Annotated in this window: 25 protein-coding genes and 1 tRNA gene; 20 read left to right on the top strand and 6 right to left on the bottom strand. The window is 44.1% G+C overall.

Features of this window, described 5'->3' with window-relative positions; all coding sequences use genetic code 11:
* Nucleotides 1-11 precede the first annotated feature (11 nt).
* Nucleotides 12-1,553: a cryptochrome/photolyase family protein gene (locus tag JMX93_RS11755; protein WP_499204836.1), complete on the bottom strand. Its 1,542-nt coding sequence runs from the start codon at nt 1,551-1,553 to the stop codon at nt 12-14.
* 324 nt (nt 1,554-1,877) lie between these two features.
* Here JMX93_RS11755 and JMX93_RS11750 point away from each other — a divergent pair, with 324 nt between their 5' ends.
* The 7 genes from JMX93_RS11750 (at nt 1,878) to JMX93_RS11720 (ending at nt 10,042) form a co-directional block, all read left to right on the top strand.
* The gene (locus tag JMX93_RS11750; RefSeq protein WP_198333190.1) at nt 1,878-2,561 is read left to right on the top strand and encodes a phosphoribosylanthranilate isomerase; all 684 of its coding nucleotides are present in this window, start codon (nt 1,878-1,880) and stop codon (nt 2,559-2,561) included.
* Nucleotides 2,562-2,662: 101 nt separating this feature from the next.
* Nucleotides 2,663-3,937 carry a tryptophan synthase subunit beta gene (trpB, locus tag JMX93_RS11745; protein WP_443559460.1) on the top strand — a complete coding sequence of 425 codons (1,275 nt, stop codon included), beginning with the start codon at nt 2,663-2,665 and terminating at the stop codon, nt 3,935-3,937.
* A 137-nt stretch (nt 3,938-4,074) separates the two neighbouring features.
* Nucleotides 4,075-4,899: a tryptophan synthase subunit alpha gene (trpA, locus tag JMX93_RS11740; RefSeq protein ID WP_193013279.1), complete on the top strand. Its 825-nt coding sequence runs from the start codon at nt 4,075-4,077 to the stop codon at nt 4,897-4,899.
* 256 nt (nt 4,900-5,155) lie between these two features.
* Nucleotides 5,156-6,118: an acetyl-CoA carboxylase, carboxyltransferase subunit beta gene (gene accD, locus JMX93_RS11735; protein ID WP_499204835.1), complete on the top strand. Its 963-nt coding sequence runs from the start codon at nt 5,156-5,158 to the stop codon at nt 6,116-6,118.
* A 228-nt stretch (nt 6,119-6,346) separates the two neighbouring features.
* The gene (locus JMX93_RS11730) at nt 6,347-7,756 is read left to right on the top strand and encodes a bifunctional folylpolyglutamate synthase/dihydrofolate synthase (RefSeq protein ID WP_499204820.1); all 1,410 of its coding nucleotides are present in this window, start codon (nt 6,347-6,349) and stop codon (nt 7,754-7,756) included.
* Between the two features lie 266 nt (nt 7,757-8,022).
* Nucleotides 8,023-9,213 (top strand): SPOR and LysM peptidoglycan-binding domain-containing protein, encoded by a 1,191-nt coding sequence (locus JMX93_RS11725; protein ID WP_499204819.1) that lies wholly within the window; start codon nt 8,023-8,025, stop codon nt 9,211-9,213.
* 298 nt (nt 9,214-9,511) lie between these two features.
* Nucleotides 9,512-10,042, top strand: coding sequence for a DUF2726 domain-containing protein (locus JMX93_RS11720; protein WP_499204818.1), 531 nt, complete (start codon nt 9,512-9,514; stop codon nt 10,040-10,042).
* 306 nt (nt 10,043-10,348) lie between these two features.
* Here the strand turns inward: JMX93_RS11720 and JMX93_RS11715 are convergent, their stop codons facing one another.
* Entirely contained in the window at nt 10,349-11,305 is a 957-nt protein-coding gene (locus JMX93_RS11715) for a DUF1853 family protein (RefSeq protein WP_499204817.1), read from the bottom strand.
* 488 nt (nt 11,306-11,793) lie between these two features.
* On the opposite strand from JMX93_RS11715, the gene JMX93_RS11710 reads away from it, so the two are divergent.
* Nucleotides 11,794-12,234, top strand: a complete 441-nt coding sequence (locus JMX93_RS11710) for a hypothetical protein (protein ID WP_499204816.1) — start codon at nt 11,794-11,796, stop codon at nt 12,232-12,234.
* A 201-nt stretch (nt 12,235-12,435) separates the two neighbouring features.
* Here JMX93_RS11710 and JMX93_RS11705 read toward each other — a convergent pair.
* From JMX93_RS11705 to gatC, 4 genes are all read right to left on the bottom strand, one after another.
* A tRNA-Pro gene (locus JMX93_RS11705) sits at nt 12,436-12,512 on the bottom strand.
* A gap of 114 nt (nt 12,513-12,626) precedes the next feature.
* Nucleotides 12,627-14,156, bottom strand: a complete 1,530-nt coding sequence (gene gatB / locus JMX93_RS11700; protein WP_499204815.1) for an Asp-tRNA(Asn)/Glu-tRNA(Gln) amidotransferase subunit GatB — start codon at nt 14,154-14,156, stop codon at nt 12,627-12,629.
* The gene (gene gatA / locus JMX93_RS11695; protein ID WP_499204814.1) at nt 14,156-15,652 is read right to left on the bottom strand and encodes an Asp-tRNA(Asn)/Glu-tRNA(Gln) amidotransferase subunit GatA; all 1,497 of its coding nucleotides are present in this window, start codon (nt 15,650-15,652) and stop codon (nt 14,156-14,158) included. Before gatA ends, gatB begins: the two co-directional genes overlap by 1 nt.
* Nucleotides 15,653-15,722: 70 nt before the next feature.
* A complete protein-coding gene (gene gatC / locus JMX93_RS11690; RefSeq protein ID WP_193216859.1) occupies nt 15,723-16,037 on the bottom strand; it encodes an Asp-tRNA(Asn)/Glu-tRNA(Gln) amidotransferase subunit GatC in 315 nt (104 codons plus the stop codon).
* 621 nt (nt 16,038-16,658) lie between these two features.
* On the opposite strand from gatC, the gene JMX93_RS11685 reads away from it, so the two are divergent.
* The 12 genes from JMX93_RS11685 to rplV all read left to right on the top strand — a co-directional run bounded on the left by JMX93_RS11685 (nt 16,659) and on the right by rplV (nt 25,779).
* Nucleotides 16,659-17,696 carry a rod shape-determining protein gene (locus JMX93_RS11685; protein ID WP_499204834.1) on the top strand — a complete coding sequence of 346 codons (1,038 nt, stop codon included), beginning with the start codon at nt 16,659-16,661 and terminating at the stop codon, nt 17,694-17,696.
* A gap of 191 nt (nt 17,697-17,887) precedes the next feature.
* Complete coding sequence (gene mreC, locus JMX93_RS11680) at nt 17,888-18,748, top strand: rod shape-determining protein MreC (RefSeq protein WP_499204813.1); 861 nt, start codon at nt 17,888-17,890, stop codon at nt 18,746-18,748.
* 161 nt (nt 18,749-18,909) lie between these two features.
* A complete protein-coding gene (gene mreD / locus JMX93_RS11675; RefSeq protein ID WP_496191544.1) occupies nt 18,910-19,392 on the top strand; it encodes a rod shape-determining protein MreD in 483 nt (160 codons plus the stop codon).
* Between the two features lie 141 nt (nt 19,393-19,533).
* The gene (locus JMX93_RS11670) at nt 19,534-20,214 is read left to right on the top strand and encodes a Maf family protein (RefSeq protein ID WP_499204812.1); all 681 of its coding nucleotides are present in this window, start codon (nt 19,534-19,536) and stop codon (nt 20,212-20,214) included.
* Between the two features lie 120 nt (nt 20,215-20,334).
* Nucleotides 20,335-21,942 carry an Rne/Rng family ribonuclease gene (locus JMX93_RS11665; protein WP_443518586.1) on the top strand — a complete coding sequence of 536 codons (1,608 nt, stop codon included), beginning with the start codon at nt 20,335-20,337 and terminating at the stop codon, nt 21,940-21,942.
* Between the two features lie 406 nt (nt 21,943-22,348).
* Nucleotides 22,349-22,660 (top strand): 30S ribosomal protein S10, encoded by a 312-nt coding sequence (rpsJ, locus tag JMX93_RS11660; protein WP_010196670.1) that lies wholly within the window; start codon nt 22,349-22,351, stop codon nt 22,658-22,660.
* A 49-nt stretch (nt 22,661-22,709) separates the two neighbouring features.
* Nucleotides 22,710-23,348, top strand: coding sequence for a 50S ribosomal protein L3 (gene rplC, locus JMX93_RS11655; protein WP_062533677.1), 639 nt, complete (start codon nt 22,710-22,712; stop codon nt 23,346-23,348).
* A 14-nt stretch (nt 23,349-23,362) separates the two neighbouring features.
* Entirely contained in the window at nt 23,363-23,965 is a 603-nt protein-coding gene (rplD, locus tag JMX93_RS11650) for a 50S ribosomal protein L4 (RefSeq protein WP_193011066.1), read from the top strand.
* Nucleotides 23,962-24,312, top strand: a complete 351-nt coding sequence (gene rplW, locus JMX93_RS11645; protein ID WP_193011067.1) for a 50S ribosomal protein L23 — start codon at nt 23,962-23,964, stop codon at nt 24,310-24,312. Before rplD ends, rplW begins: the two co-directional genes overlap by 4 nt.
* An 11-nt stretch (nt 24,313-24,323) precedes the next feature.
* On the top strand, nt 24,324-25,151 hold the full coding sequence (gene rplB, locus JMX93_RS11640) for a 50S ribosomal protein L2 (RefSeq protein WP_055125272.1): 828 nt from the start codon (nt 24,324-24,326) through the stop codon (nt 25,149-25,151).
* Nucleotides 25,152-25,163: 12 nt separating this feature from the next.
* A complete protein-coding gene (gene rpsS / locus JMX93_RS11635) occupies nt 25,164-25,439 on the top strand; it encodes a 30S ribosomal protein S19 (RefSeq protein WP_010196682.1) in 276 nt (91 codons plus the stop codon).
* Nucleotides 25,440-25,449: 10 nt separating this feature from the next.
* Nucleotides 25,450-25,779: a 50S ribosomal protein L22 gene (gene rplV / locus JMX93_RS11630; RefSeq protein WP_045446615.1), complete on the top strand. Its 330-nt coding sequence runs from the start codon at nt 25,450-25,452 to the stop codon at nt 25,777-25,779.
* The last annotated feature ends 3 nt before the right edge of the window (nt 25,780-25,782 follow it).

Below are 25,782 nucleotides of genomic sequence, written 5' to 3'. Positions count from 1 at the left end.
CTTTTTGATGCTTATTTTTTAAATTCAGCAATCGCCAATTGGCGAGCCGCTTTATGTTCGACCATCGGTAGCGGGTAATCAATGTCAGCAAACTTACCGCCCTTTGCCAGTGCTTGACGCATTTTATCCTCGCTATGCAAGATAGTAGTAGGGATATCTTTTAATTCAGGCAGCCACGTCTTGATAAACTCGCCATCGGTATCGTGGGTTTTGGCTTGGCTAAAAGGGTTCATAATACGGAAGTAAGGCGCAGAGTCGGTGCCAGTCGACGCGCTCCATTGCCAACCGCCATTATTGGACGCAAAGTCACCATCTATAAGCTGCTGCATAAAATAACGCTCACCCAAGCGCCAATCAATCAATAAATCCTTAGTCAAAAACATTGCCGTTACCATGCGCAAGCGATTGTGCATAAAGCCTGTTGTATTCAGGCAGCGCATTGCTGCATCTACTAACGGCACGCCAGTTTTACCAGTACACCACGATTTGAAATTATCTTCATCGTATGACCAACTAACTTTGGTGTCTGTCTCTTCTTTATAAGCTTTATGATGAATCAGCTCGGGCTTATAGTCTAAAACATGACGATAAAAATCTCGCCAAGCCAGCTCACTTATCCAGCGGTTAATATCGTTGTTATCGCTATCATTACCATGTAATTTTTCTAACGCCTTGTCTAATTGTAGGGTGGCTTGCAAATAGCACAGTCTAGGACTGATAGTCCCTATAGTGAGGTAGGCGGATAGCTGACTGGTCGCGTGTAAGCTCGGCACATCGCGACTCATATCGTAGTTATCAATATCATCAGTGATGAAATCCTCTAAACGCTGGCAAGCAGCATCTTCGCCAGCAGGGTAGGCTGCCCGAGCGTGCTCAAGCTGAGTGTCTATATTTATGTGTTCTAATAAGCCAGTATTTTGCAGTGTCTTTTGATAATCTTCGACTACTTCTTTACTTAACCTTTCTAAGTCTTTGATAGTAGCGCTGGCGTGTGATATTTCTAGTTTGACTTTAGTATTGCCACTTATGGCGGATGCCTCATGCATTTGCATGGTGCTAACGTCCAAGGTATGCCGCCATTTTTTATAAAACGGGGTAAATACCTGATACATGCTGTCATCGTTCGTGGTGATGGTTTGTGGTGGTAAGATACATTGATCATGCCAGCGGATAAATTCTATATCGTTGTGCGCCAGTTGCTTGGTTAGTTGTTGATCGCGCTTAATCTCATTGCCTTCATACTCGTGATTGGCCATGACAGTGCTGATCTGGTTCGCGCTACAGATATCTAGCAGTGCCTCAACACAGTCAGAAAAGCTTGAGCAGACCTGTACTGTTAAGTGGATGTTTAATTGTGTTTGCAGGGATTTGGCTAGGATAGGCAAGGTGCGAGCGATGTGGTCGAGCTGTGTCAGCGACATATCATGTGCTTGCCATTGTTCAGGCGTCACGAAGTAAATAGCGCTTACGGAGGCGTTATCCGCATTTGCCCGCTCGCAAAGCGCTGCCAATGCGGTATTATCATGAACTCGCAGGTCACGACGAAACCACATTAAATAATGCGGTGGATTTACGCTAGTGGCATCGTCATTATTGTTGACATTGCTCGTTTCGGTGCTATCGGTACCATCAGTGTTATGAGACGTTTCCGCCGCCGTTTTAGACATTCAACTATTCCTCTATTAATCAATCGCAATCATAAACAAAACTGGTAATAAAAGTATGCTAGGATAAGTTTTTGGATGCAATGGATTTACCATTCAATTAACAAATCCTCATATTTACGCTTTAGCGTTGGCAATTGACGTTTACCTTCTGTCAAGTTAGCCAAGACAGTCTAATAATGTCGTACTGAGTGTTATATCTAAGGTCACATCATGCACGTTAAGTTTTGCGGGTTTACCCAGCCTAATGATATTAAAACTGCCGCCCAGTTGGGTGTTGATGCGGTTGGCTTGGTATTTTATCCGCCCAGTCCACGCGCTGTCACTATCGAGCAGGCGCAGTCGTTAAGTGCTTCTTTGCCAGCGTTTATAAGTATAGTGGCTCTAGTGGTGAATATGCCGCGCGCAGAGCTGACAGAATTAGCGAACCGAGTCTCTTTTGATATCATTCAATTTCATGGGGATGAAACACCGGAGCAATGTGCGCAGTTGGCCAGTGCGGTCAATAAACGCTGGATAAAAGCACTGCGTATCAATGCTGAACAACACACTGCTGCTAGCGTAAGCGCCGAGATTAATGCGTTTGCCGCCGCTGGCGCGAACAGTATCTTATTGGATGCTTACCATCCTCATAAATATGGTGGCACAGGGGCACGCTTCGATTGGAGTCTGTTACCGCAAAACAGCTCGCTACCCATTATTTTAGCGGGCGGGCTTGATGCCGATAATGTCGCTGCCACTTTAGATTTGCCTATTTATGCGGTCGATGTCAGTGGTGGGATTGAGTCTGACAAAGGCAAAAAAGACGCTGCCAAAATGCGTGCCTTTATGAAAGCGGTAAAACGCGACCGATGGCAAAATGAGACGCTTGGCGAACCTTCGAATATCGGTAACTAGTTTTTTAGCCGTGTAGTTTTTATCCGTTAAATAGCTAATTATTTGAAAATTTTTCCCCTTATTTATCTTAAAAAATACCACTTATTATAGTAGGAATTATCATGAGTCATGTCGCTAACAAAGATGTATCGGCTACTGCCAACGCTATCAATACCTTTACCAATCCTGAAAACGTACAGGACTTTAACCAATATCCTGATGCCCGTGGACATTTTGGTGTCCATGGTGGTCGCTTTGTCTCTGAAACCTTGATGGCAGCACTAGAAGAGCTAGAGGCGCTATACACTAAGGTTAAAGCGGATCCAGCGTTCTGGGAAGAGTATCACAATGATTTGGTTAATTATGTCGGTCGTCCAACGCCACTCTATCATGCCAAACGTTTGAGTGATGAGATCGGCGGCGCACAAATTTATTTCAAACGTGAAGACCTGAACCATACAGGTGCACATAAGGTCAATAATACCATCGGACAAGCATTGCTTGCCAAAATGTGTGGTAAAAAACGCATTATTGCTGAGACTGGCGCAGGGCAACATGGTGTCGCGACGGCGACGATTGCCGCGCGTTTAGGGCTTGAGTGTATCGTTTATATGGGCGCGGACGATGTCGAGCGTCAAAAGATGAACGTTTATCGTATGCGCTTACTTGGTGCAACGGTCGTACCAGTGACTTCTGGCTCACGTACCCTTAAAGACGCGATGAATGAAGCCATGCGAGATTGGGTTACCAATGTGGATAGCACGTATTACATCATTGGTACAGTTGCTGGTCCGCATCCTTATCCTCTCTTAGTACGCGATTTCCAAGCGATTATTGGTAAAGAGGCACGTATCCAGCATTTAGAAAAAACGGGTAAATTACCAGATGCCTTGGTCGCTTGCGTTGGCGGTGGCTCGAATGCTATTGGTCTATTCTTTGACTTCTTAAATGATACTGAAGTCAAAATGTATGGCGTTGAAGCAACGGGTGACGGTATCGAAACAGGTCGCCATTCAGCGCCACTGGCTGCTGGTCGTATTGGTGTATTACACGGTAACCGTACCTACTTGATGGCCGATGATGAAGGTCAAATTCAAGAAACGCATTCTATTTCAGCTGGACTTGATTATCCTGGTGTTGGTCCTGAGCATAGCTTTTTAAAAGACATGAAGCGTGTTGAATACGTTGGTTGTACCGATAAAGAGTCGCTAGAAGGCTTCCATGAAGTCACGCGTAAAGAAGGCATCATCCCTGCACTCGAATCTGCTCATGCGGTCGCTTATGCACTGAAGCTCGCTAAGACAATGACGCCTGATCAAACCATTATCGTCAACATGTCAGGTCGCGGCGATAAAGATTTGCATTCAGTGATGAAGGCAGAAGGGATTGAGTTGTAGTAGCCTCTATTTTGATAAGCTATTTTACAAGTTATTGAATTATCCATTATAAGAAAAACTGCTTAGCACCCTTTGTTTAATATGGATTATTAAATCAAGGGTTAACCAAGCCAGTTTATAATAATTAAGAGACTACTATGACCAGAATTGAAAGCACTTTTGAAACCTTAAAAGCACAAAACAAAAAAGCCTTGATTCCTTATGTAATGGCAGGTGACCCCAATCCAAGCAACTTCGTTGGTTTGCTTCATGATTTGGTTAAGCATGGCGCGGATATGATTGAAGTCGGCTTGCCGTTCTCTGACCCAATGGCAGATGGCCCAACCGTCGCGTTGGCTGGCGAGCGTGCATTAGCCGCAGGTACGAGTACGCGTGATGCACTGAAAATGGTTGCAGAGTTCCGTCAGCAAGACACGCAGACGCCCATTATTTTGATGGGCTATCTCAATCCCGTTGAAATCATCGGCTATGACAACTTTGTCGCGCTATGTGAGCAGTCAGGTGTCGATGGTATTTTGATGGTTGATTTGCCGCCAAGCGAGGCGGGCAGCTTTACCCAGCATTTGACTGAACATTCGATGAATGAGATTTTCTTATTATCACCAACGACTTTGCCTGAGCGCCGTGAGCAAGTATTGACCCATTGCGGTGGTTATATTTATTATGTGTCACTAAAAGGCGTTACTGGTTCGGCAACGCTTGATACTGATGATGTTGCGACTCAAGTGCAAGCGATTAAAGCAGCAACGGATCTGCCAGTATGTGTGGGTTTTGGTATTCGCGATGCAACGTCTGCCAAAGCGATTGGAGCGCATGCCGATGGTATTATCGTCGGTAGTGCCTTAGTTCAAAATTTTGCTGACATAGATGCAAATGATAGCACTGCGGTTGCCGCCGCTCAGCAAAAAATCATGGCAAAAATGGATGAGCTACGCGGTGCACTTGATAGTTTAAGTGTCTGAGTTAAATAAAGTTAAATTATCGTCACTTAAATCGTCATGGCAATACGAATAACAATGTTTATAAAGACAAGGTTAAATGACTTTGCTAAAGTTAGTTTACGTGTGTAAACTAACATCACATATAAATTGTTACAGTTTCACGTAAGCGTGCCTTATAACTGCTAAAGTTATGGGGATATGTGACGATTAAACTGACTCTTATAAATGGATTCTTAGGGACAAGCGAATGAGCCGGCTTGTCGATAAGCCTTTGATAATGGCGAATAATATGACTGATACGATAATAAAACCTGATATGACGACTCCGAACCATACTGAAAAAAGCAACGCTGAGCCAAACGGTAATACTGCTGGGCAATCATGGTTTAATCGCCCGATACCGGGTATTAAGCAGCAACTGACCGCACCTTTAACGGCAGTAGAGACTGAACCGTCAACGAAATGCAGCAGCTGCCACTCGATGATTACCAATACGGCACTGATTTTTAACTGCTATGTTTGCCCGCATTGTGATCATCATTTACCGATGAGTGCTCGTGAGCGCTTAAACTGGTTGCTCGATCAAGTAGAAGGTGAGCTAGGGCAACAGTTTACTGCCAAAGATCCGCTAAGCTTTGTGGATAGTAAGCCGTATCCGCAGCGTATGACAGAAGCACAAGATAAGACAGGCGAGTCTGAGGCGCTGATTGTGCTGTATGGCAAGCTGCGCAATCTTGATGTGGTTGCTTGTGCCTTTGACTTCCGCTTTATGGGCGGTTCTATGGGTTCTGTCGTTGGTGACCGTTTTGTCCAAGCAGCTGAAAAAGCGCTTGAAGATAAAGTACCCTTAGTATGCTTTGCCGCTTCTGGTGGAGCGCGTATGCAAGAAGGTTTGCTGTCTTTGATGCAGATGGCTCGTACTGCCGCAGCGATTGAGCGTTTGAGAATTGCTGGCGTGCCGTATATCGTGATATTGACCAATCCTGTTTATGGTGGTGTGACTGCATCACTCGCTATGTTAGGTGATATTCATTTAGCAGAACCAAAAGCGATGATTGGTTTTGCTGGTAAACGGGTCATTGAACAAACGGTCCGTGAGACGCTAGAAGAGCCGTTCCAGCGTGCCGAGTTCTTATTAGAGCATGGTGTGGTTGATGAAGTTGTACATCGTCATCAAATGATTGATACCATTTATCGTTTGCTGGCAAAGTTAAGTCACATGCCTAATGTTGATGCTTAACTTGCTCAGCGGCTTGACTAACGGATAATTGAGTCTAACACTGCATATTATGTAGCAGAATGCTAAATTTTGCTGACAGAGTAAAACCAATCAATAGCATTTATCGTCAACAGCGGTAAATGCTATTTTTGCTTTTTGAGCAGGTAGTTATATACTGTCTCTACTTTCTTAATGACTGCTTTCTAATCCTCTATTTTTTATTCGAAAAATTATATATAGGTTCTGTCCATGTCCGACTCTCTACTTTCTAACCCTAACACTCCCAACAATCACTCTAGCTTGACCGAATGGCTCGATTATATGCAGCAGATTCATGTATCAGCAATAGATATGGGGTTGTCGCGAGTTTTGCCAGTTGCTGAGGCGTTAGGCGTGGTACAGTCAGCCAAAGATGATGCTTATGTATTCACGGTGGCGGGCACCAATGGCAAAGGCTCAACGACAGCTGTCATCGCGCAGATGTGCCAAGCAGCAGGGTATAAGACGGCTCTGTATCAATCACCGCATCTAAGTGTATTTAACGAGCGCGTGCGTATCAATGGCGAGATGGTCAGTGACGAGACGTTAATTGATGCCTTTAGCAAGGTAGAAGCAGCGCGATTAGCGTGTGAGCTGACCTTGTCATTTTTTGAGATGACCACACTTGCCGCGTTATTAATATTTGCCGAAGCGGACTGCGATGTCTGGGTACTAGAAGTCGGGCTGGGAGGGCGCTTAGATGTGGTCAATATCATCGATCCTGATATGGCAGTGATTACCAATATCGCTATCGATCATGTTGACTGGCTGGGTGACAATGTCGAAGATATTGGGCGTGAGAAAGCAGGTATCTTACGTGATGGTATCAGCTTGATTTATGGCGCTACTGTGATGCCAGTCAGTGTGCAGCAAGCCATTGATAAGCATCAGGCGACCTGTTATCGAGTTGGGCAAGATTTTGATTATCGTGAAGTGGATGCAAGCGCTTGGCAATACAGCAATGCCGCGGTCACCATGCAGTTACCACGCCCAGCATTGTCATTGACCAATACTGCCAATGCGTTATCAGCAGTGCTTGCAAGTTCGTTAAATGTCGATAGCACTGCTATTGAGCAAGCATTACAAGCGGTAAAGCTCGCCGGTCGCTTCGATTATCGCAAGATGCATAATCGCCATTGGTTGTTTGATGTCGCGCATAACGAGCAAGGCGTTGAGTTTTTATTGGCGCAATTATTACCGCTTTGGCAGCAGCATTTAGCCAATCAAAAGAGCTTTGATGCTCTTAATCAAAGCAGTAGTCAAAACAGCAGCCAAAAAAATCAAGCTCACAGCAAACCTGCCAGCATTAAAATGCTGTTTTCTATGTTGGGCGATAAAGATATCAATAAAGTCGTGCAGCGTTTGACCGAAGCGGGATTACCGATTAGCGATTGGTTTGTCGCTGAGATTGATTATCCACGCGCAGCGAGCACTGAGCACTTGCAAGGTATCTTATCAAGCTATGTCGATGATGCTCAAATACACGATTTTGCTAGATTGAAAGATGCGACGCAGGCCGTGATAAATGCCAGTCAGCCGCAAGACCTCATTGTGGTATGTGGCTCCTTTCATACGATCGGCGAGGCACTGGCAGCACTTGTGGCTGATAATTTAAATTAAAATCATGCTTATTTAATGTTAATCTTAGCAGTAGCATGATGGCAGACAGTATGAAAAATATGCTTTATAATCAAAGTGATTTAGCATACTGCAATACAATGTTATAAAAAGCTCGACATAACTTTTAAAAATGGATGGACGCAACTGGTGGCACTTGCACCTATCAAAGCTATTAGGTCTATCTAAACATAGTTTTGAGATGACAGTTTTTGAACAAGAGTTGCGCCGCTCAATCAACCTTATTACCAACTAAGAGACGTAAACGGATGAATTTTTCGAGACAAGCCTTATTGGGCATTGGGATGATTATCGGCGGTAGCGTGATGCTATACGCCATGGTGCAACAGATTGGTGATAGTAATGAACCACAACCAGCGTCAGCAATGGTAGATAAGCCAAGCCCTGAGCAAGAATCTCCTCAGCCACTGACGACGGATATCGAGACTGAAAAACGTATCTTGGCACAAAAACAAAAAGAGCGCGCTGCTCGTGTTGCTGAACAAGAAAAACGTGCCCAGCAGTTCTTAACCGAACAAGAAGCCGCTGAAGCGGAAGCATTGGCAAAAGCCCGTGCAGAAAGTCAGCAGTATATGGACAGTAGCGCACCAGCTGTTGAAGAGAGTGATAAATCCGACGCGGAAAAAAATGACGCTACAACGCCAATAAAAAAGACTAGCGCTGCTGCGTCAGCTGAAAGTGAGACAAACACTGGTGACCAGCAAAAAGCGGCTCAAGCGCAACAAGAGGCTCAAAGGCAAGCGGCGATTAAAGAGCAGGCTACCGCAAAGAAATTAGCAGAAAGTAAAAAAGAAGCGGAAGCAAAAAGACAAGCGGATGCTAAGCAACAAGCACAAGCTGCGGCTGAGAAAAAACGAGAGGCAGCAGAAGCGGCTAAAAATGAGCCACCAAAATCACCTTCTGATTATCAAGTCAAAAGAGGGGATGGATTAATTAAACTGGCGCGGCAATACAATATGCCAGTAGAAGTGTTGGCGCAAGCGAATAATCTGTCACCGTCGACATCGCTACAATTGGGTCAAAACATCACCATTCCATCACGTAAGCAGGTGGAGCGTTTAGCGCGTGAAGCGGCAGCGGCTGAGCAGGCACGTGAAGACAAGCGGAAGAAAGAAGAGGCTTTAGCCAAAAAATCAGCGGATGCTAAGCGTGAAGCACAGCAGAAACTCAGCGAAGCCCGTAAAGAAGTCAAAGAAACTGACGCCAAAGGCAGCTTTGGGGTGCAAGTAGCATTGGCTAACGACCAAGCCAAAGCTGATGAATTAGCAAAGAAATTTCAATCAGCTGGCTACCAAGTTAAGACCAGCCCGACCAGTCGTGGGGTTCGCGTCATCGTCGGTCCTGAGCGAGGTAAATTAGCGGCATTAGCGTTAAAAGATAAAATCAATAGCGATCCCAAGGTCAATACGACCAGTGCTTGGGTTTTATACTGGCGCTAAAATAGTGTGAAAATCACTATCATCAGATGACTATTATTGCTAAGTAAATAGCAAGTTCTTGTGAATATTTCATTGTCTTATCTAAGTTTCATTCAAACACGACATTCATTGTCGTGTTTTTTGTTTTAATGTTTGCTGATTGGCGCAAGCTTAGCTACGATGTGCGCCGATTGCTCCTGATTTTTTCTGTATAACCTGTCAGCCTATAAGGGCTGACCTGTTGCAGTTGAGTATGTAGTTCACTTTATTGAAGTTGTCATACATATTTGGCTGCCTTAATCATGTATAAGGTAAAACCATGTCATTTGGTGTTATATTTTTAATATTAGCCGTTGGATTTTTAGGGCTGATTACAGTACCAAAGCTGTTAGCAAAACGTCCAGTCACTGAGCCTGATCCAAAGCCTGTGCGCGGTGATGAGCTGGCCATCTGGCCCTTTGCACCGATGCCGATTATGACGGATACTGAGGTCATTTTCTTTAATAAGCTAAAAAGCGCTTTGCCGGAATATCATATTTTTGTTCAAGTTCAGCTGTCACGCATCATCGAAGCAAATAGCAGTGAGGCCTCTGAGCGTAGCTTTTGGTTCAATCGTATCTGTCGTCAAAGTGTCGATTATGTGATTGTGGATATTGATGCTCAGACCACACTGGTTGCTATCGAGCTTGATGATTGGACACACACCAGTAAAGCACGTCAAAAGGCGGATGACAAAAAAGACAAAGCCCTTGCGAGTGCTGGTATTGCTATTGTGCGCTTTCACGCTGAGCGCATGCCAAGCGCAGATATGCTCAGGTATGAGCTGATGCAAGTGATTGAAAATTATTGATAAAGTATCTTTGGTAGACAATTAAAAGTTATTAAGATAGCCGCATTTATTTTTCTTAGAATTTTTGGATGATTAGAGTGCTTCTTTGGATATAGATTATTACTATGATGAACCAGCCTTGGGGGTGGAAAATCTAAACTGGAACCCCGAGAAACCTTCGGGATATGGTCATTCGCTCGATTTGCAGCTCACGGGTCAGTTGTCTCTGCGCGGCTACGATATTCTTGAATACATGCGCTGAAAAGATATGCCAAGCACTCGCTATGCTTGGTAGCTTGATTCATGGTTCAATTACAGTGGATATTACTAAAATTTATCATGCGTTCTGTCGCGCTGTTCAGGATAAATGACGATCGGACTATCACCTTCGAAATATAGTCCCGTCGTAGGCAGTGCGTCGTTTGACCAAGCTACCTGTGGCTGTCGTCCATCATAGCAGTCGCGCCTAGTAAACCATTCGATATAATGGGCGGCTCGTAATGCTCTTATATCAATCGTCGCAAGACTAGTCATGTCATTGCTATCACACCATTTATGTATAGGAAAGCTTGGTGCTAACCAAGATGGATAAGTAAAACTGTGGGTATTGATTGGCAAAAAGAATCGCCCTTTTATCACGCCATAACGCTTATCAATTTTAATCTTACCATGGTTTTTAGTATCTATCCATACGGTGCGAAACTGCTTGGTTTGCATATGGGTCATTTTACGTTGTAGATTGTCATTGGAGTTGATGCCAACCCAGTTCTCAGGAGCAAACGGCGCTGAGCCCATAAAAAACTTAATAGCCAGTTCCCAATGCTCGACCAGATTTTCTGCATGATTATATAAAATTAAATCCAGCTCACCAGTCGTCTGCTTGCCATTGTACAGCTGCACATTGTTCGCTAGGGTCTCATACGGATGTAGCTTGCGCGTAAACCCATCTTCTAACCAAAACGATAGCAATCCTTCAAAATGAAATCCTAATCGATTAGGACTAGGACGCTTGAGTAAATAGCGAGTCAGCGCCTGATAAGCATTGGTGCTATCTAGCTCTTCCAAACGCTGCTGATACGCCTCAAACTGCTGTTGCCAAAAGTGTGCGCTATGTACCGATACGGTATGTGTATTCTGATGCAGCGCAAAGTCCAACCATTCCGTTAAGACGTTAGGGCAGGCAAGCACATACGCCAAATCACGCACATAAGGTCGCTGGTATGCTTCCCAAGGTGCGTTATTTGTGACATAGGGAGATAAGGGCTGGGCTATAATTTCGGACATATAATAGGCCATCATAACGGTGTAGTATTTACCCTAGCTGCTCACTTGCCAAAAGTCTATAGATGACAAGTATCCGCTAGGGTAGTGCTTGACTGTCCTATTACTAAAGCATGATATTCATCATATAAAAATTAAGCTGGATAGCGTTTCTCGATAATGCCTTACTATTAAAACTAAGGTAATAATCTATGATAAATAACCATCTATACCATATTTCATGCATGATAAGTCCACTACTTGTCGCTGCCTGTGCGTCTATGGTAATAACTTTGGCTATGATACAAAACTCTACTTTGCCATAAGAAACTATTTTAAAAGGTATTCAACAAGCAATTAATAGTGCATGGCTTCTATCAAGTTAAGAAAATAAACGGTAGTGATGAAGCATCAAGTTCTGAGAAAAAAGGCAATTATACATATGATAAAATCAAGGAACAGTTCGAATTGTTTGAAGAGATAAAAATGATGGTTATGAGAGGTAGTATATTATGAACAAATGGCTAGTCGCAGTTATATCAATGGGAATAACAGTTAATGCTAATGCTGAAGTATTCAGTATGATGGATCAGTTTTTTGAAGATTTTGAGGTCGTAGATGAGGACTACCATTATGTAGACTTAGACACTGCGTCTATTTTCTTTGATTCAATGGATCGAGTAGCTAATGAAAAAATCAATAACGAGCAACCTGAGTTTAAACTGGGAGATAAAAATTACCTGATGAGCTGGAAAATGAATTTATATTCAAGCTCAATAGCATTTAAGAATATGGAGCCTAGCCTTCAAGAGTTAGGTGTTGATGAACTTTGTCAGAGTTTTTATAGTGCAAAGTATCAAGCAGCTAATAATGTTGTGGTTAAGCTATCGAGTTATGACAATCAAGATAATCTAGTAGAAACAGTGGTTTTGAACAAAGAAGTCTGTTCGTAGTATAGCAGTCTGTAGGTTTTATGAAGCGTACAAATAATAGGGTTGGAAGGAAGTGGGAAGTTTATTAAGAAGGGTTAATCTTTTGTTGAATTACTAAAACGGATATCCTTTTAAGTCACTTTATCATCCTCCAAAATTACTCTATAAAAAAAAGCCAACCATTGAAAACAATGATTGGCTTTTCTCTATTACTACTATGTTTGGTCGGAACGGCAGGATTTGAACCTGCGACCACTACACCCCCAGTGTAGTGCGCTACCAGACTGCGCTACGCCCCGAATGACTGACTATTTTACGCAAAATTATGCATATTGCAAGAGCTATTTGTTTTAGCCAAAATCTATAACCCCAATTTACGTATCACAGTCAGTATAACCAATCAGCAACTACCCTTAACCTAGTAGCTCTTTTAGGATTTGGTTGACTTGCTGCGGGTTAGCACTACCACGACTGGCTTTCATGACTTGTCCAACTAGACCGTTAAAGGCTTTTTCTTTACCGCCGCGATACTCATCAACCATCGCTTGGTTTTTCGCAATGACGTCTTCAACGATGGCTTTGATAGCGCCTGTATCGGTTTCTTGCTTAAGACCTTTTTCTTCAATGATTTTGTCAGCGGCATCATCAGCATCGCCGCCTTCACGCTCATAGAGCGCGCTAAAGACTTTCTTAGCCAGTTTGCCAGATAGCGTATCGTCTTTAATACGTGCTAGCATGCCAGCCAACTGCTTGGCGCTGATAGGGGAGTCGATGATGTCTTTGTCGTCTTTGTTCAGTGCGCCGAGTAAGTCGCCCATGACCCAGTTGCCAGCCATTTTGGCATCTTGCTGACCAATTTCTGCGACCACAGCTTCGAAATAATCGGCAATTTGACGACTACCAGTCAAGATGCGAGCATCGTACTCTGACAGACCAAGCACTTCTTCAAAACGGGTGCGACGAGCAACCGGTAGCTCGGGCATAGCCGCACGAATGCTATCAACGGTATGCTGCTCGATACGCACTGGTAGCAAGTCAGGATCAGGGAAGTAGCGGTAGTCGTTGGCGTCTTCTTTGGTACGCATGGTGCGAGTTTCATCGCGCTCTGGATCATAGAGCATCGTTGCTTGGACAACTTTTCCACCGTCCTCTAAAATATCAATTTGACGCTCAATCTCACGATTGATAGCACGTTCGATAAAGCGGAACGAGTTTAAGTTTTTTAGCTCAGTACGGGTACCAAGCTCAGCACCAGGCTTACGAATAGAGACGTTACAATCACAGCGGAATGAGCCTTCTGCCATGACCGCATCAGAGATACCAAGCCAAGTAACCAACTGATGAATGGCTTTAATATAGGCCAGTGCTTCATGAGCCGAGCGCATATCAGGCTCAGAGACGATTTCGATTAATGGCGTACCAGCACGGTTCAAGTCAACGCCAGTCATACCATCGACGGCATCATGTACTGACTTGCCAGCATCTTCTTCTAAATGCGCGCGGGTGATGCCCATACGTTTTGGATATTCGTTTTTCTCGCCTTCATTGACCACGACATCGATATAGCCTTCGCCAACGATAGGATTGGCCATTTGGGTAATTTGATAGCCTTTAGGCAAATCTGGATAGAAGTAGTTTTTACGGTCAAAGGTATTGAACAAACCTAGCTCAGCGTTGACGCCGATGCCGAATTTTAAGGCACGATCGACCACGCCAGCATTGAGAACTGGTAATACACCAGGCAGACCTAAGTCTACAATGCTCGCTTGGCTGTTTGGCTCATGACCAAAGTCAGTGGGCGCACTTGAGAATATCTTACTTTCAGTATTGAGCTGGCAGTGAATCTCGATACCGATGACCACTTCATAGCCATCGACGAATAGCTCTTTACGCACATCATGTTTGCGGTCGGCATTGTTATCGGTAGTAGTTGCTGTGTTCATTATACCGTCTCCTTCGCGATGGCAGAGTGTTGCAAATGGTGATCCGTATGCTGCTGGAATAAATGCGCTGTCGTGAGCAATTGACTTTCTTGCCAGTGCTTCCCGATTAATTGTAAGCCAATAGGTAAGCCTTCTGATGTCAAGCCAACAGGCTGACTGAGTGCTGGTAGACCGGCTAAATTAACACCGATGGTATAGACATCGCCCAAATACATCGTCGCAGGATCAAGGTTGTCAGTAAGCTTATAGGCAGCGGTTGGTGCGGTTGGGCTAGCAATCACATCACAGCTAGTAAAGGCTTCATCAAAGTCTTTGACGATTAAGCGGCGTATTTTTTGTGCTTTCGTATAATAAGCATCGAAGTAGCCAGCCGAGAGCGCATAAGTTCCGGTTAAGATACGGCGCTGTACTTCAGGGCCAAAGCCTTCAGAACGTGAGCGCGTATATAGATCAATAAGGTCGGTTGGGTTTTCACAACGATAGCCAAAACGTACGCCATCAAAGCGTGAAAGGTTTGATGACGCTTCGGCAGGCGCTAGCATGTAGTAAGTCGCAAGTGTGATTTCAGGATCAGTGATGTTCACTTCTACAATCGTCGCGCCTAGCTCTTCATATTTTTTCAAAGCGGCACGTACGGCCGTTTCTACCTCAGCGTCTAGTCCAGCACTAAAGTATTCTTTCGCAACACCAATGCGAAGGCCAGCAAATGGCTTATCACCAGCAGCAGCTTGGGCATCATTGATATCCTGTATGTAGTCAGGCATGTCGTATTTGATAGAAGTGGCATCGCGTGGGTCGTGACCAATCATTGGCTGGAGTAGGTAAGCACAATCTTTCGCGCTGCGTCCCATGCTACCAGCTTGGTCTAAACTTGAGGCGTAGGCAATCATACCAAAGCGTGACACACGGCCATAAGTAGGTTTGATACCCGTTAGTCCGCAGAATGAAGCAGGCTGGCGAATAGAGCCACCCGTATCACTACCTGTAGCAACAGGGACAAAACCTGCGGCAACAGCAGCAGCACTACCACCTGACGAACCACCAGGAACGCGTTCTAGATTCCAAGGGTTTTGCACCGTGCCATAGTATGAGCTGCTATTGTCTGAGCCCATCGCAAACTCATCCATGTTGAGCTTACCTAAGCTAATCATACCCGCTTTATCGATATTAGAGACGATGGTCGCGTCATAAGGTGAGACAAAGTTATGCAGCATCTTAGAGCCGCAAGTGGTTAGTACGCCTTGGGTACAAAAGATATCTTTGTGCGCCATCGGTACGCCAAGTAGTGGACGCTGATCGCCTTGTGCCCGCATTTCGTCTGCTGCTTTTGCTTGTGCACGTGCTGTCTCGGAGGTATGCGTGATAAAGCTGTTAATCTTACCGTCTAGCGCGTCTATACGCTTGATGTAGTGTTCGGTCAGCTCAAGGCTGCTAAATTGTTTGTCTTGCAAGCCAGTAATCAGCTGCTGAGTACTTAATAGATGAAGTTCAGACATAAGGTGTCGTCCGTCAAAGTGTTAATAACATAAAATAAATTGAGATAAAGGTAACAATAGCATCAACAGGCTATTCAATTACTTGCGGCACCAGATATAAGCCATCTTCAACAGCTGGGGCGACTGATTGATTACGTTCACGATTGATATCGTGTTTGGCCACGTCAGCCCGCAATTCTTGGCAAGCTTCATGAATGTTTGCTAGTGGTTTGATGTCAGTTGTATCAACGTTGGATAGCGTATTCATAAGTTTTAACACTTTACTGATATCGTCAGCATAGCTATCGGCTGTGCTTTCATCGACACCCAAACGTGCAAGGTTGGCAACTTCTAGAATTTCTTCACGGCTGACGTTGCTGTCAGACGTTGCTGGTTGCTGTGACATAGTTTCTCCAGTAAAGGACAGTTTTTGTTAGAGTAGAATGCGGCTAAAATAGGCAAGCATTAGAATAGATAATTATTAGCACAAACTAAAATAAGGGGTTTATCTTAAGATATATACAGTGGCTTTATTATAAAGCATCTGGCTTAAGTTTACAGAGCATGACGCTTGATTGATGCACAATATCAACCAAGATGGCGCGATTTGCAAAATTGACCGTATAATTCACGATTGATTCTCAATTGCTTACCCATTACGTTCTGAAATACGTTACAGTATGCACCTGTGCTGCTAAGCAAAATTATCATCTGCCTGTAGTCCCTTGTTAGTTATTGAATTAAATGATGTTTCATTAAGTCGAATGGTGTTCACTGCTATTTTAAACTTTGTAACAACTTTTAGCGTTTAAGACCAAAATCCTAACTTACTGATGCAAATATCTGTGTTTTTTTTGAGCCAAATCGGTATAATTTAGCTCAGTTTTTTCATTTCATCATTATTGCTTAGGTTTGACTTGTTGCGAGGTTCAAATTTCGCCATAAGTAATGTCTAACGACGACCTGCTCAACACTGACGAGTAACGCCTCAGTCAATCTCATTCGCCTCATTCGTAAGACGCTGGATATATTAGTCATGAACCTGTTTGGATTTTTATCAAATAATATCGCTATCGACCTCGGTACTGCGAACACCCTCATTTTTATTCCTAATAAAGGCGTCGTACTTGACGAGCCTACGGTGGTTGCGTTACGAAGTAATCGTACACAAAATCCTACCGTTGCGGCTGTTGGTATTGATGCCAAGCAGATGCTTGGTCGTACACCTGCCAACATTACGGCGATTCGGCCATTAAAAGACGGCGTGATTGCTGACTTTGAGGTGACGCAAAAAATGCTCAAGCATTTTATCATGAAGGTGAAAGCCAAGCGTTTTATGGCGCAGCCTAACGTGGTGGTTTGTGTGCCTTGTAAGTCTACTCTGGTTGAGCGTAAAGCAATTCGTGAAGCGGTATCGTCTGCAGGTGCGAGTAAAGTACTATTGCTAGAAGAGCCAATGGCTGCTGCAATTGGTGCAGGCTTGCCGGTTCATGAAGCCAGTGGTTCTATGGTGGTTGATATTGGTGGTGGTACGACAGAGATTGCGGTTATCGCCTTATCTGGTTGCGTTTATGCTGAGTCAATTCGTATCGGTGGCGATATTTTTGATGAAGCGATTATTACTCACGTACGCCGTACCCATGGCTGCGTGATTGGTGAGACGACGGCTGAGCGTATCAAGCAAGAAGTTGGCTCGGCACTCAATGAGGACAGTCAGCTAGAAGTCGAAGTTCGCGGTCGTAGCATGGCAGAAGGCGTGCCAAAAACCTTCACTGTCAACTCAGAAGAAGTACAAAAAGCCCTGAGTGACCCATTAAGCGGTATCGTGAGCGCGGTAAAAGCGGCACTTGAACAGACGCCACCTGAGCTGTCATCAGATATCGCAGAGCGTGGTATTGTCTTGACGGGTGGCGGTGCGCTATTACGTGATTTGGATAAGTTGATTTCAAGAGAGACAGGTCTGCCTGTGACCGTTGCCGAGGATCCACTGACTTGTGTCAGCCGTGGTGGTGGTATTGCGCTTGATTTTATCAATAACAAAAGTCTGAATATGATTTTTGTTTAGATTGCTTGAGTTGAGCACTGCGGTATTGTGATGATCACATTGGTAGTGCTTGATGATAGTGAGCGCAAAAATAGTGGGCTAAAACAGTATAAAATTAAAGGTAGCCAGTTGTGCTGCCTTTAATTGCATTAATCAACTAGAACCCAGTACTGGCTACTGCTTATTTTTATAACTCCTGAGTTAGACGACTTATGACCCCAAGTATTTTTGTGCGCCAGCCGTTATCACTTCGTAAGACTGCCATTGTATTAATAGCAGCCTTAATACTGATGTGGTTCGATAGCAAAAATTCAGAATGGTTTAAACCCGTACGTAGTACCAGTCATGCCGCTATGCAGCCTATTTATGAGCTGTCACTGTTACCGAGTTATGCCAAGCATTGGGCAAGTGGCAGTTTACAGTCTAAAGAAGCACTGCGCCGCGAAAATATACAGTTGAAGTCGCAGCTTATCCACGCGCAAGCCAAATTGCAGCAGCAAGATTATATTTTGGCACAAAATGCGCGCCTGCAAGGTATTTTATCAACGACCAAGCCTGAGCAATTTGATCTTAATTTGGCACAGGTAATCGGTACAGACACCAACTTACTCAGACAAATCGTGGTACTCAATAAGGGCGTGCAAGATGGCGTGCAAGTTGGACAAACAGTGATTGATGAAGACGGTGTTTTAGGGCAAGTTATTAATGTCTATCCTAACACCAGTCGCCTGCTATTGATTACCGATGAGCAGCAATCGGTTGCGGTTACAGTTAAGCGCACAGGTCAACGTGCTATCGTGACAGGGCAGGGCATACCAACCTCATTAAGCCTTGATTATGTATTTAAAACCTCAGACGTGCGTGTGGGTGATGAGCTAGTGTCATCAGGATTAGGTGGACGTATTCCAGCAGGGTATCGTGTTGGGCGTATTGCTCATATTGAAGACGTTCAATCTGATAATTTCAGAAGCATAGAGGTGACACCAGCGGCAAACTTTATCGATAATGCGTATGTATTAGTCTTGCAAGATAAGTTGGTGAATAGAAATAATGTTGTTCTCAGTGAGCGCTAAGACGTTAGGTGCGAAACATGTAAGCCCCAATCAGATAATGGCTGGCTCCTATTTATTAACTGGTCTGTTTGTCGATACATTTTTAGCCATCGCTTTCATCTTATCAATGCTCACTCATGCTTTAACAGCTGCCGCCAATACATTCGTTAAGGTAAGTACCCATGCCGTATCCTGATTCTGAGAATGCAACGGTACTAGTGATTGCTACCATTATTCTAAGTTTTGTCATTGCATCATCGCTTAATGTCTATCCGTTAAGTCCTAGTATGGCCGCATTGCGCCCTATGGTTATGATCATGGTGCTGATTTTTTGGTTGTTATTTAAACCACGCTATGTTGGTATTTTTACGGCATTTACCATCGGTCTCATTGCTGACTTACTCATGGATACCCATTTGGGGCAGCAAGCCTTTGCCGCGGTGACCGTCGCCCTTGTCATCAAAATAACCAGTATCTATATTAGGCAACTAAATACCATCAGTGCATGGTTGTTAGCAAGCTTAGGATTGGTTGTCTTTCAATTAAGTTTATGGATATTGCAGATGTTTATCCAAAATGTCTTTGTCGCCCAATCTGCCTTGTCACTGTTGATGAGCATCATCAGCTGGCCATTGGTGCTACTGGCTTTGCGTAAATTTGTGTAATAATAATTTTCGCTGACAACTAATAATATTGTAGCGCTAGCGGTTATTAATCATCATGAACTAATGCTAATACACTAACATAACAGACAACCATTTTGGGTAGTAGGTATATAGATAAATTCGTATATAAAGAGAATAGCGATGGATATTATTTTAGCCTCTGGTTCGCCGCGCCGTCGTGAGCTATTAGAAAGAGCACAACTAGCATTTAGCACATTGAGTGTGGATATCGATGAAAAAAAGCATGAAGATGAGTCGCCCACAGACTATATCGAGCGCATGGTTGCCACTAAATCTGAGGGTGCAATACAACAACTAACATCACGCTTGCAAACCGATAAAGGCTGTTTTTCTGAATCACTTATCATTCTAACTTCTGATACCATCGGTGTGCTGGCAGATGGCCAAACAGTGCTGGTCAAGCCAGTCGATCGTGAGCACGCGTATAGCATGTGGCAACAGATGTCTGATAATGTCCATGAAGTATGGACAGCGGTTCAAGTAACCAAAGTATCATTGTCATCAGAGTTGTCTGATACATCGAGTCATGAGCCGGTGCTGCGTATCGTTAATCAACAAAAAATCACTGAGTGCACAGAGGTAAGCTTTATTCCACTGACGACCGAGATGATGAGTCATTACTGGGACAGTGGTGAACCTGCTGATAAAGCGGGTGGTTATGGTATACAAGGTTTGGGTGCTATTTGGGTCAGCCGTATCAATGGTAGCTATACCAATGTCGTGGGTTTGCCACTGCCACAAACGCTGGCGTTAATTAAAGACATGACAGAAGGCAGTGTGGACATTGTTAACCCATCATAATTGCATATGCACATAATGACACGGTAGGGTAATGGGCAAGAGCAAGTTGCATTTGTTACACTGTCACTCTAATAGACGATGACCGTCTAACAAGAAAGCTGAGAGATAAGAGAAAAAACTATGTCCGAAGAGCTGCTGATTAATATTAGTCCAATGGAATCCCGTGTTGCGGTTTTAGACAATGGCATCTTGGGTGAGATTTATATTGAGCGACATCACAAATTGGGTTTGGTCGGCAATATCTATCTGGGTACGGTCGTACGTGTCCTTCCGGGTATGCAGGCAGCCTTCGTCGATATCGGTCAATCGCGGACAGCATTTTTACATGTCAATGATATGCAGCGTGAGCCGCGTTCAGTCGCAGAAAATAAAAACAAAGCGGCTGACGATATTAATAAAATGGATACCAATATAGACAATACTGTAGTAGCAAACAGTACTGATAACTTGGCTGTCACGCCAACAGTAATTAGCACACAAAGTACTGAAGTCATACCGGTCTCTAAAACGTTGATTCAACATCGTTTGCACGAAAGCCAACGTATTTTAGTGCAAGTGACCAAAGATCAGTTAGGCAGTAAAGGCGCTCGCTTGACCACCAATATTTCGTTACCGTCTCGCTATTTGGTGTATCTGCCCTCAAGCGAACACATTGGTATATCGCAGCGCATTGATGGCGAAGAAGAGCGCACAAGATTAAAGACTGAGCTGTCTAGCTTGATGCAAACGGTCAATCTTAAAGGTGGTCTTATTGCTCGTACCGCTGCTGAGCGCGTTCCTGTCGCTAAGCTTGAAGAAGACATTTATTACCTATTGCAGCTTTGGCGTACCATTTGTGCGCGTCGCCAAGAAATAAATCATCACCAAAGCTCAGAGTTGATTTATCAAGAGTTATCACTGCCACTTCGCTCTATCCGTGATTTGGTACACGCTGACACCGAAAAAGTCATCATTGACAATACACAGGTTTATGAGCAAGTCAGATCCTTTGCCAAAGAGTTTGTGCCTTTCGTCTATGATCGCATTGTGCATTATACCGCTGAGCAATCATTATTTGATGTACACCGTGTCGAAGATGACTTGCGTGACGCCTTAAAACGTCGTGTTGACTTAAAGTCTGGCGGCTATCTTATTATCGACCAAACAGAAGCGATGACCACAATTGATGTCAATACAGGATCATTTGTAGGCGGGCGTTCGTTAGAAGACACGGTTTATAAGACCAATCTTGAGGCCACCCATGCCATTGCACGTCAGCTACGTCTGCGTAATTTGGGCGGTATTATCATCTTAGACTTTATTGATATGCTAGAACAGCAACATAAAGATGATGTGTTAGATAGCCTACAGTCGCAACTGACCCAAGACTATGCAAAAACCAAAATTACTCAGGTCAGTGAGCTTGGGTTAGTAGAGATGACACGTAAGCGTACTCGTGAATCATTGGGGCAGCAGCTCTGTGAGCCTTGCTCAACCTGTCAGGGGCGTGGTTTTGTTAAAACAGCAGAAACCGTTTGTTTTGAAATATTCCGTGAAATCATGCGCTGTGCTCGTACTTATAATTCTCCCAAAAAGTTTACTGTTGTGGCTCATGCTGCAGTCATCGATTTGTTGCTAACATCAGAATCAGACACAGTAGCAGACCTAGAATACCTATTAGGTAGAGTGATCACTTTTGATGTCGAAAATCTCTATACCCAAGAGCAATATGATATTGTTTTGGACTGATGTTTTTACTATCATTGATGTATACAAGCGTGATTGTTACCAGCAGATATTATTGTTTATAAAGGGTAAAATCTAGGATGGCGTAGATATTACCCTTGCAATGAATGAAATTCTATGTATAATATACACCACTGAATTATATATGCGCAGCCAATTAAACAGCTGGCGCTATGACAGCTAGAGCATCGTTTCTAGCACTATTTCATTATGCCTTTGCTGACATCCTATAATGGAAGGGTCGGCGGGGCTTTAAACTATTTTGCTTTTGGCACGCTATAAGTTCCGAAAAAGAACTCATTCTGGTTAAGAACAGAAGGCCGCTTTAAGTGAATATTTAACCAAACGTCTTTTGCTCATATCCTTGCAAAGCAAGAATGACAAAAGCACATATTAGGAGCTTGCTGGCATGGCTAACCAGAGAATCCGTATCCGTCTTAAGTCTTTTGATCATCGTCTGATTGATCAATCTGCACAAGAGATTGTTGATACTGCAAAGCGCACCGGTGCGCAAGTTTGTGGTCCTGTACCGTTGCCGACTCGCATTGAGCGCTTCAACGTTCTAACTTCACCACACGTAAACAAAGACGCTCGTGATCAGTACGAAATCCGTACTCATAAGCGTATGGTTGACATCGTTCAACCTACCGACAAAACTGTGGATGCGCTAATGAAGCTTGACTTGGCGGCGGGTGTTGACGTTCAAATTGCTTTGGGTTAATGCACATTACACACCCAACCCATTAATATAAGATATAAAGAGGTCTAAAATGGCGATCGGTTTAGTCGGTAAAAAATGCGGCATGACCCGTGTCTTCACTGAAGCAGGCGCATCTATCCCTGTAACAGTGGTTGAGATCAGTGCTAACCGCATTACTCAAGTAAAAAATACTGATGTAGATGGCTATCAAGCCATCCAAGTTACCACAGGTACCCGTCGTGACAGCCGCGTAACAGCAGCTCAAAAAGGTCACTTCGCTAAAGCTGGCGTTGCCGCTGGTCGTGGTGTTTGGGAATTTCGTGCCAATGACAGCGATCTTGAAGGTCGTGAGATTGGTGGTGAGATCCTAGCTGACTTGTTCGAACAAGGTCAGATGGTTGATGTCACAGGAAACAGTAAAGGTAAAGGCTTTCAAGGCGGCGTGAAGCGTCACAACTTCAGCATGCAAGATGCCACTCATGGTAACTCAGTATCTCACCGTGCCATTGGTTCAACTGGTCAAAACCAGTCACCAGGTAAAGTCTTCAAAGGCAAAAAAATGCCAGGTCAGATGGGTAACAAACGCGTTACCGTTCAGGGCCTAGAAGTGATATCGGTTGATGTTGAAAAAGGGTTACTTGTCATCAAGGGTGCTATCCCAGGTGCCACCGGTGGCGATGTCATCGTACGTCCGTCAGTCAAAGCCTAAGCAAGGGGATTAACGTGGATTTAAAAACAGTTACAGGGGCGGCAGTTGAGCTTTCTGATACGGCTTTCGGTCGTGAATTCAACGAAGCACTAGTGCATCAAGTCGTCACCGCATATCTTGCTGGTGCTCGCCAAGGTACACGCGCTCAGAAAACCCGTGCCGAAGTTTCTGGTGGTGGCATTAAGCCATGGCGCCAAAAAGGTACTGGTCGCGCTCGTGCAGGTTCTATTCGTAGCCCAATCTGGCGTGGGGGCGGTCGTGCATTTGCGGCTAAGCCACAAGATTGGTCACAGAAAGTAAACCGTAAGATGTATCGCGGTGCGATGCAGTGCATCCTAGCCGAATTGATTCGCCAAGAGCGTTTGATTTTGGTTGAAGAGATAAGCGTTTCTGGTCCTAAGACCAAAGAGCTGATCGCAAAGTTAAGTGAGCTTAACGCACCTCGTGCACTAATCGTCACTAAAGATGTTGACGAAAACTTATACTTAGCCGCTCGCAACATTCCACATGTCAATGTACTTGGTACAAATGAAGTGGATCCAGTGAGTTTGATCGCATTTGATAAAGTGATCATGTCAGTTGAAGCTGCGAAACAATTTGAGGAAGCACTAGCATGAATAACGCAAGACTTTATCAGGTCTTAAGAGGGCCTGTATTCTCAGAAAAATCTCAAATGCTTGGCGACTCACTTGGTGTGCAGGTATTTAAAATTGACTCTAACGCTACTAAGCTTGAAGTCAAAAAAGCGGTTGAGATGATGTTTGAAGGTGTTGAAGTTTTAAAAGTAAACACTTTGAATGTTAAAGGTAAGACAAAGCGTTTTGGTAAAAGTATCGGCCGTCGTAATGACTACAAAAAAGCCTACGTTACCTTAAAAGCTGGTCAAGATGTACAAATGGCTGATGCTGGTGAAGAGGTCGCGAATACGACTGCTTCTACTAGTGAAACAGCGAACAACGAATAAGGATTACACTCATGCCTATCGTAAAAGCAAAGCCAACATCACCAGGCCGTCGTTTTGTTGAAAAAGTGGTGCATCCACACCTTTATAAAGGTCGTCCGTTTGCAGCGCTTCTCGAATCAAAAAGTAAAACTGGTGGTCGTAACAATAATGGTCGCATAACGACTCGTCACATTGGCGGTGGTCATAAGCAGCATTATCGTATTATCGATTTCAAACGTACTAAAGACAATATCCCAGCAACGGTAGAGCGTATTGAATACGATCCTAACCGTACTGCGCACATTGCTTTACTTAAGTACGCTGATGGCGAACGTCGCTATATCATTGCTGCTAAAAAACAAGCAGTTGGCGATACAGTAATGTCAGGTGAGCTATCACCAATTCGTCCAGGTAACTGTTTACCGCTGAAAAACATCCCATTGGGTACTGTGATCCATAATATCGAACTTAAAATCGGTAAAGGCGCACAGATGGCTCGTTCTGCGGGTGCTAGCGTTCAGTTGTTAGGTCGTGAAGGTATTTATGCTATTCTACGTATGCGCTCTGGCGAAACACGCCGTGTACACGTGAACTGCCGTGCCGTTATTGGTGAAGTTTCTAACACTGAAAACAACTTGAAATCACTTGGTAAAGCGGGTGCTTCACGTTGGCGTGGTGTTCGTCCTTCTGTTCGTGGTGTTGCTATGAACCCGGTTGATCACCCACATGGTGGTGGTGAAGGTCGTAATAAAGGTCGCCATCCAACCAGCCCTTGGGGTCAGAAGTCTAAAGGACTTAAAACGCGTAGTAATAAGCGTACTGACAATATGATCATCCGCCGTCGCGCCAAGAAGAAATAAAGGAAGAATTTCATGCCTCGTTCATTGAAAAAAGGTCCATTCATAGACGCGCATTTGTTTGCCAAAGTTGAGAATGCATTAGACACCAACTCACGCAAGCCAATTAAGACTTGGTCGCGCCGCTCGATGATCCTACCACAAATGGTTGGCTTAACTTTGTCTGTTCACAATGGCCGTACTCATGTACCGGTTATTGTGAGTGAGCAGATGGTTGGTCATAAACTAGGTGAATTTGCCCCGACTCGTACGTATCGTGGTCATGGCATTGACAAAAAAGCTAAGAGATAAGGTGCTTACCATGGAAGTAACTGCAAAATTACGCGGTGCCGCCATATCGGCACAAAAAGTTAGACTCGTTGCTGATGAAGTTCGTGGCAAATCTATCGAGCGTGCTTTGGATATCCTAACGTATAGTAATAAAAAAGGCGCTGTGTTTGTTAAGAAATGTCTTAACTCAGCCATCGCCAATGCCGAACACAACAACGGTTTAGATATTGATACGCTTAAAGTATCAACTATTTACGTTGATGAAGGCATTACGCTAAAACGTATCCTACCACGTGCCAAAGGTCGCGCTGATCGTATCAGTAAGCGTACCTGTCACATCACTATAAAGGTAGGAGAATAAGTT

Origin of the sequence: Psychrobacter muriicola 2pS (assembly GCF_904846535.1) — a bacterium.
In the GTDB taxonomy this organism is placed as follows: Bacteria; Pseudomonadota; Gammaproteobacteria; order Pseudomonadales; family Moraxellaceae; genus Psychrobacter; species Psychrobacter aquimaris.
This window is presented reverse-complemented; position numbering and strand designations above follow the sequence as displayed.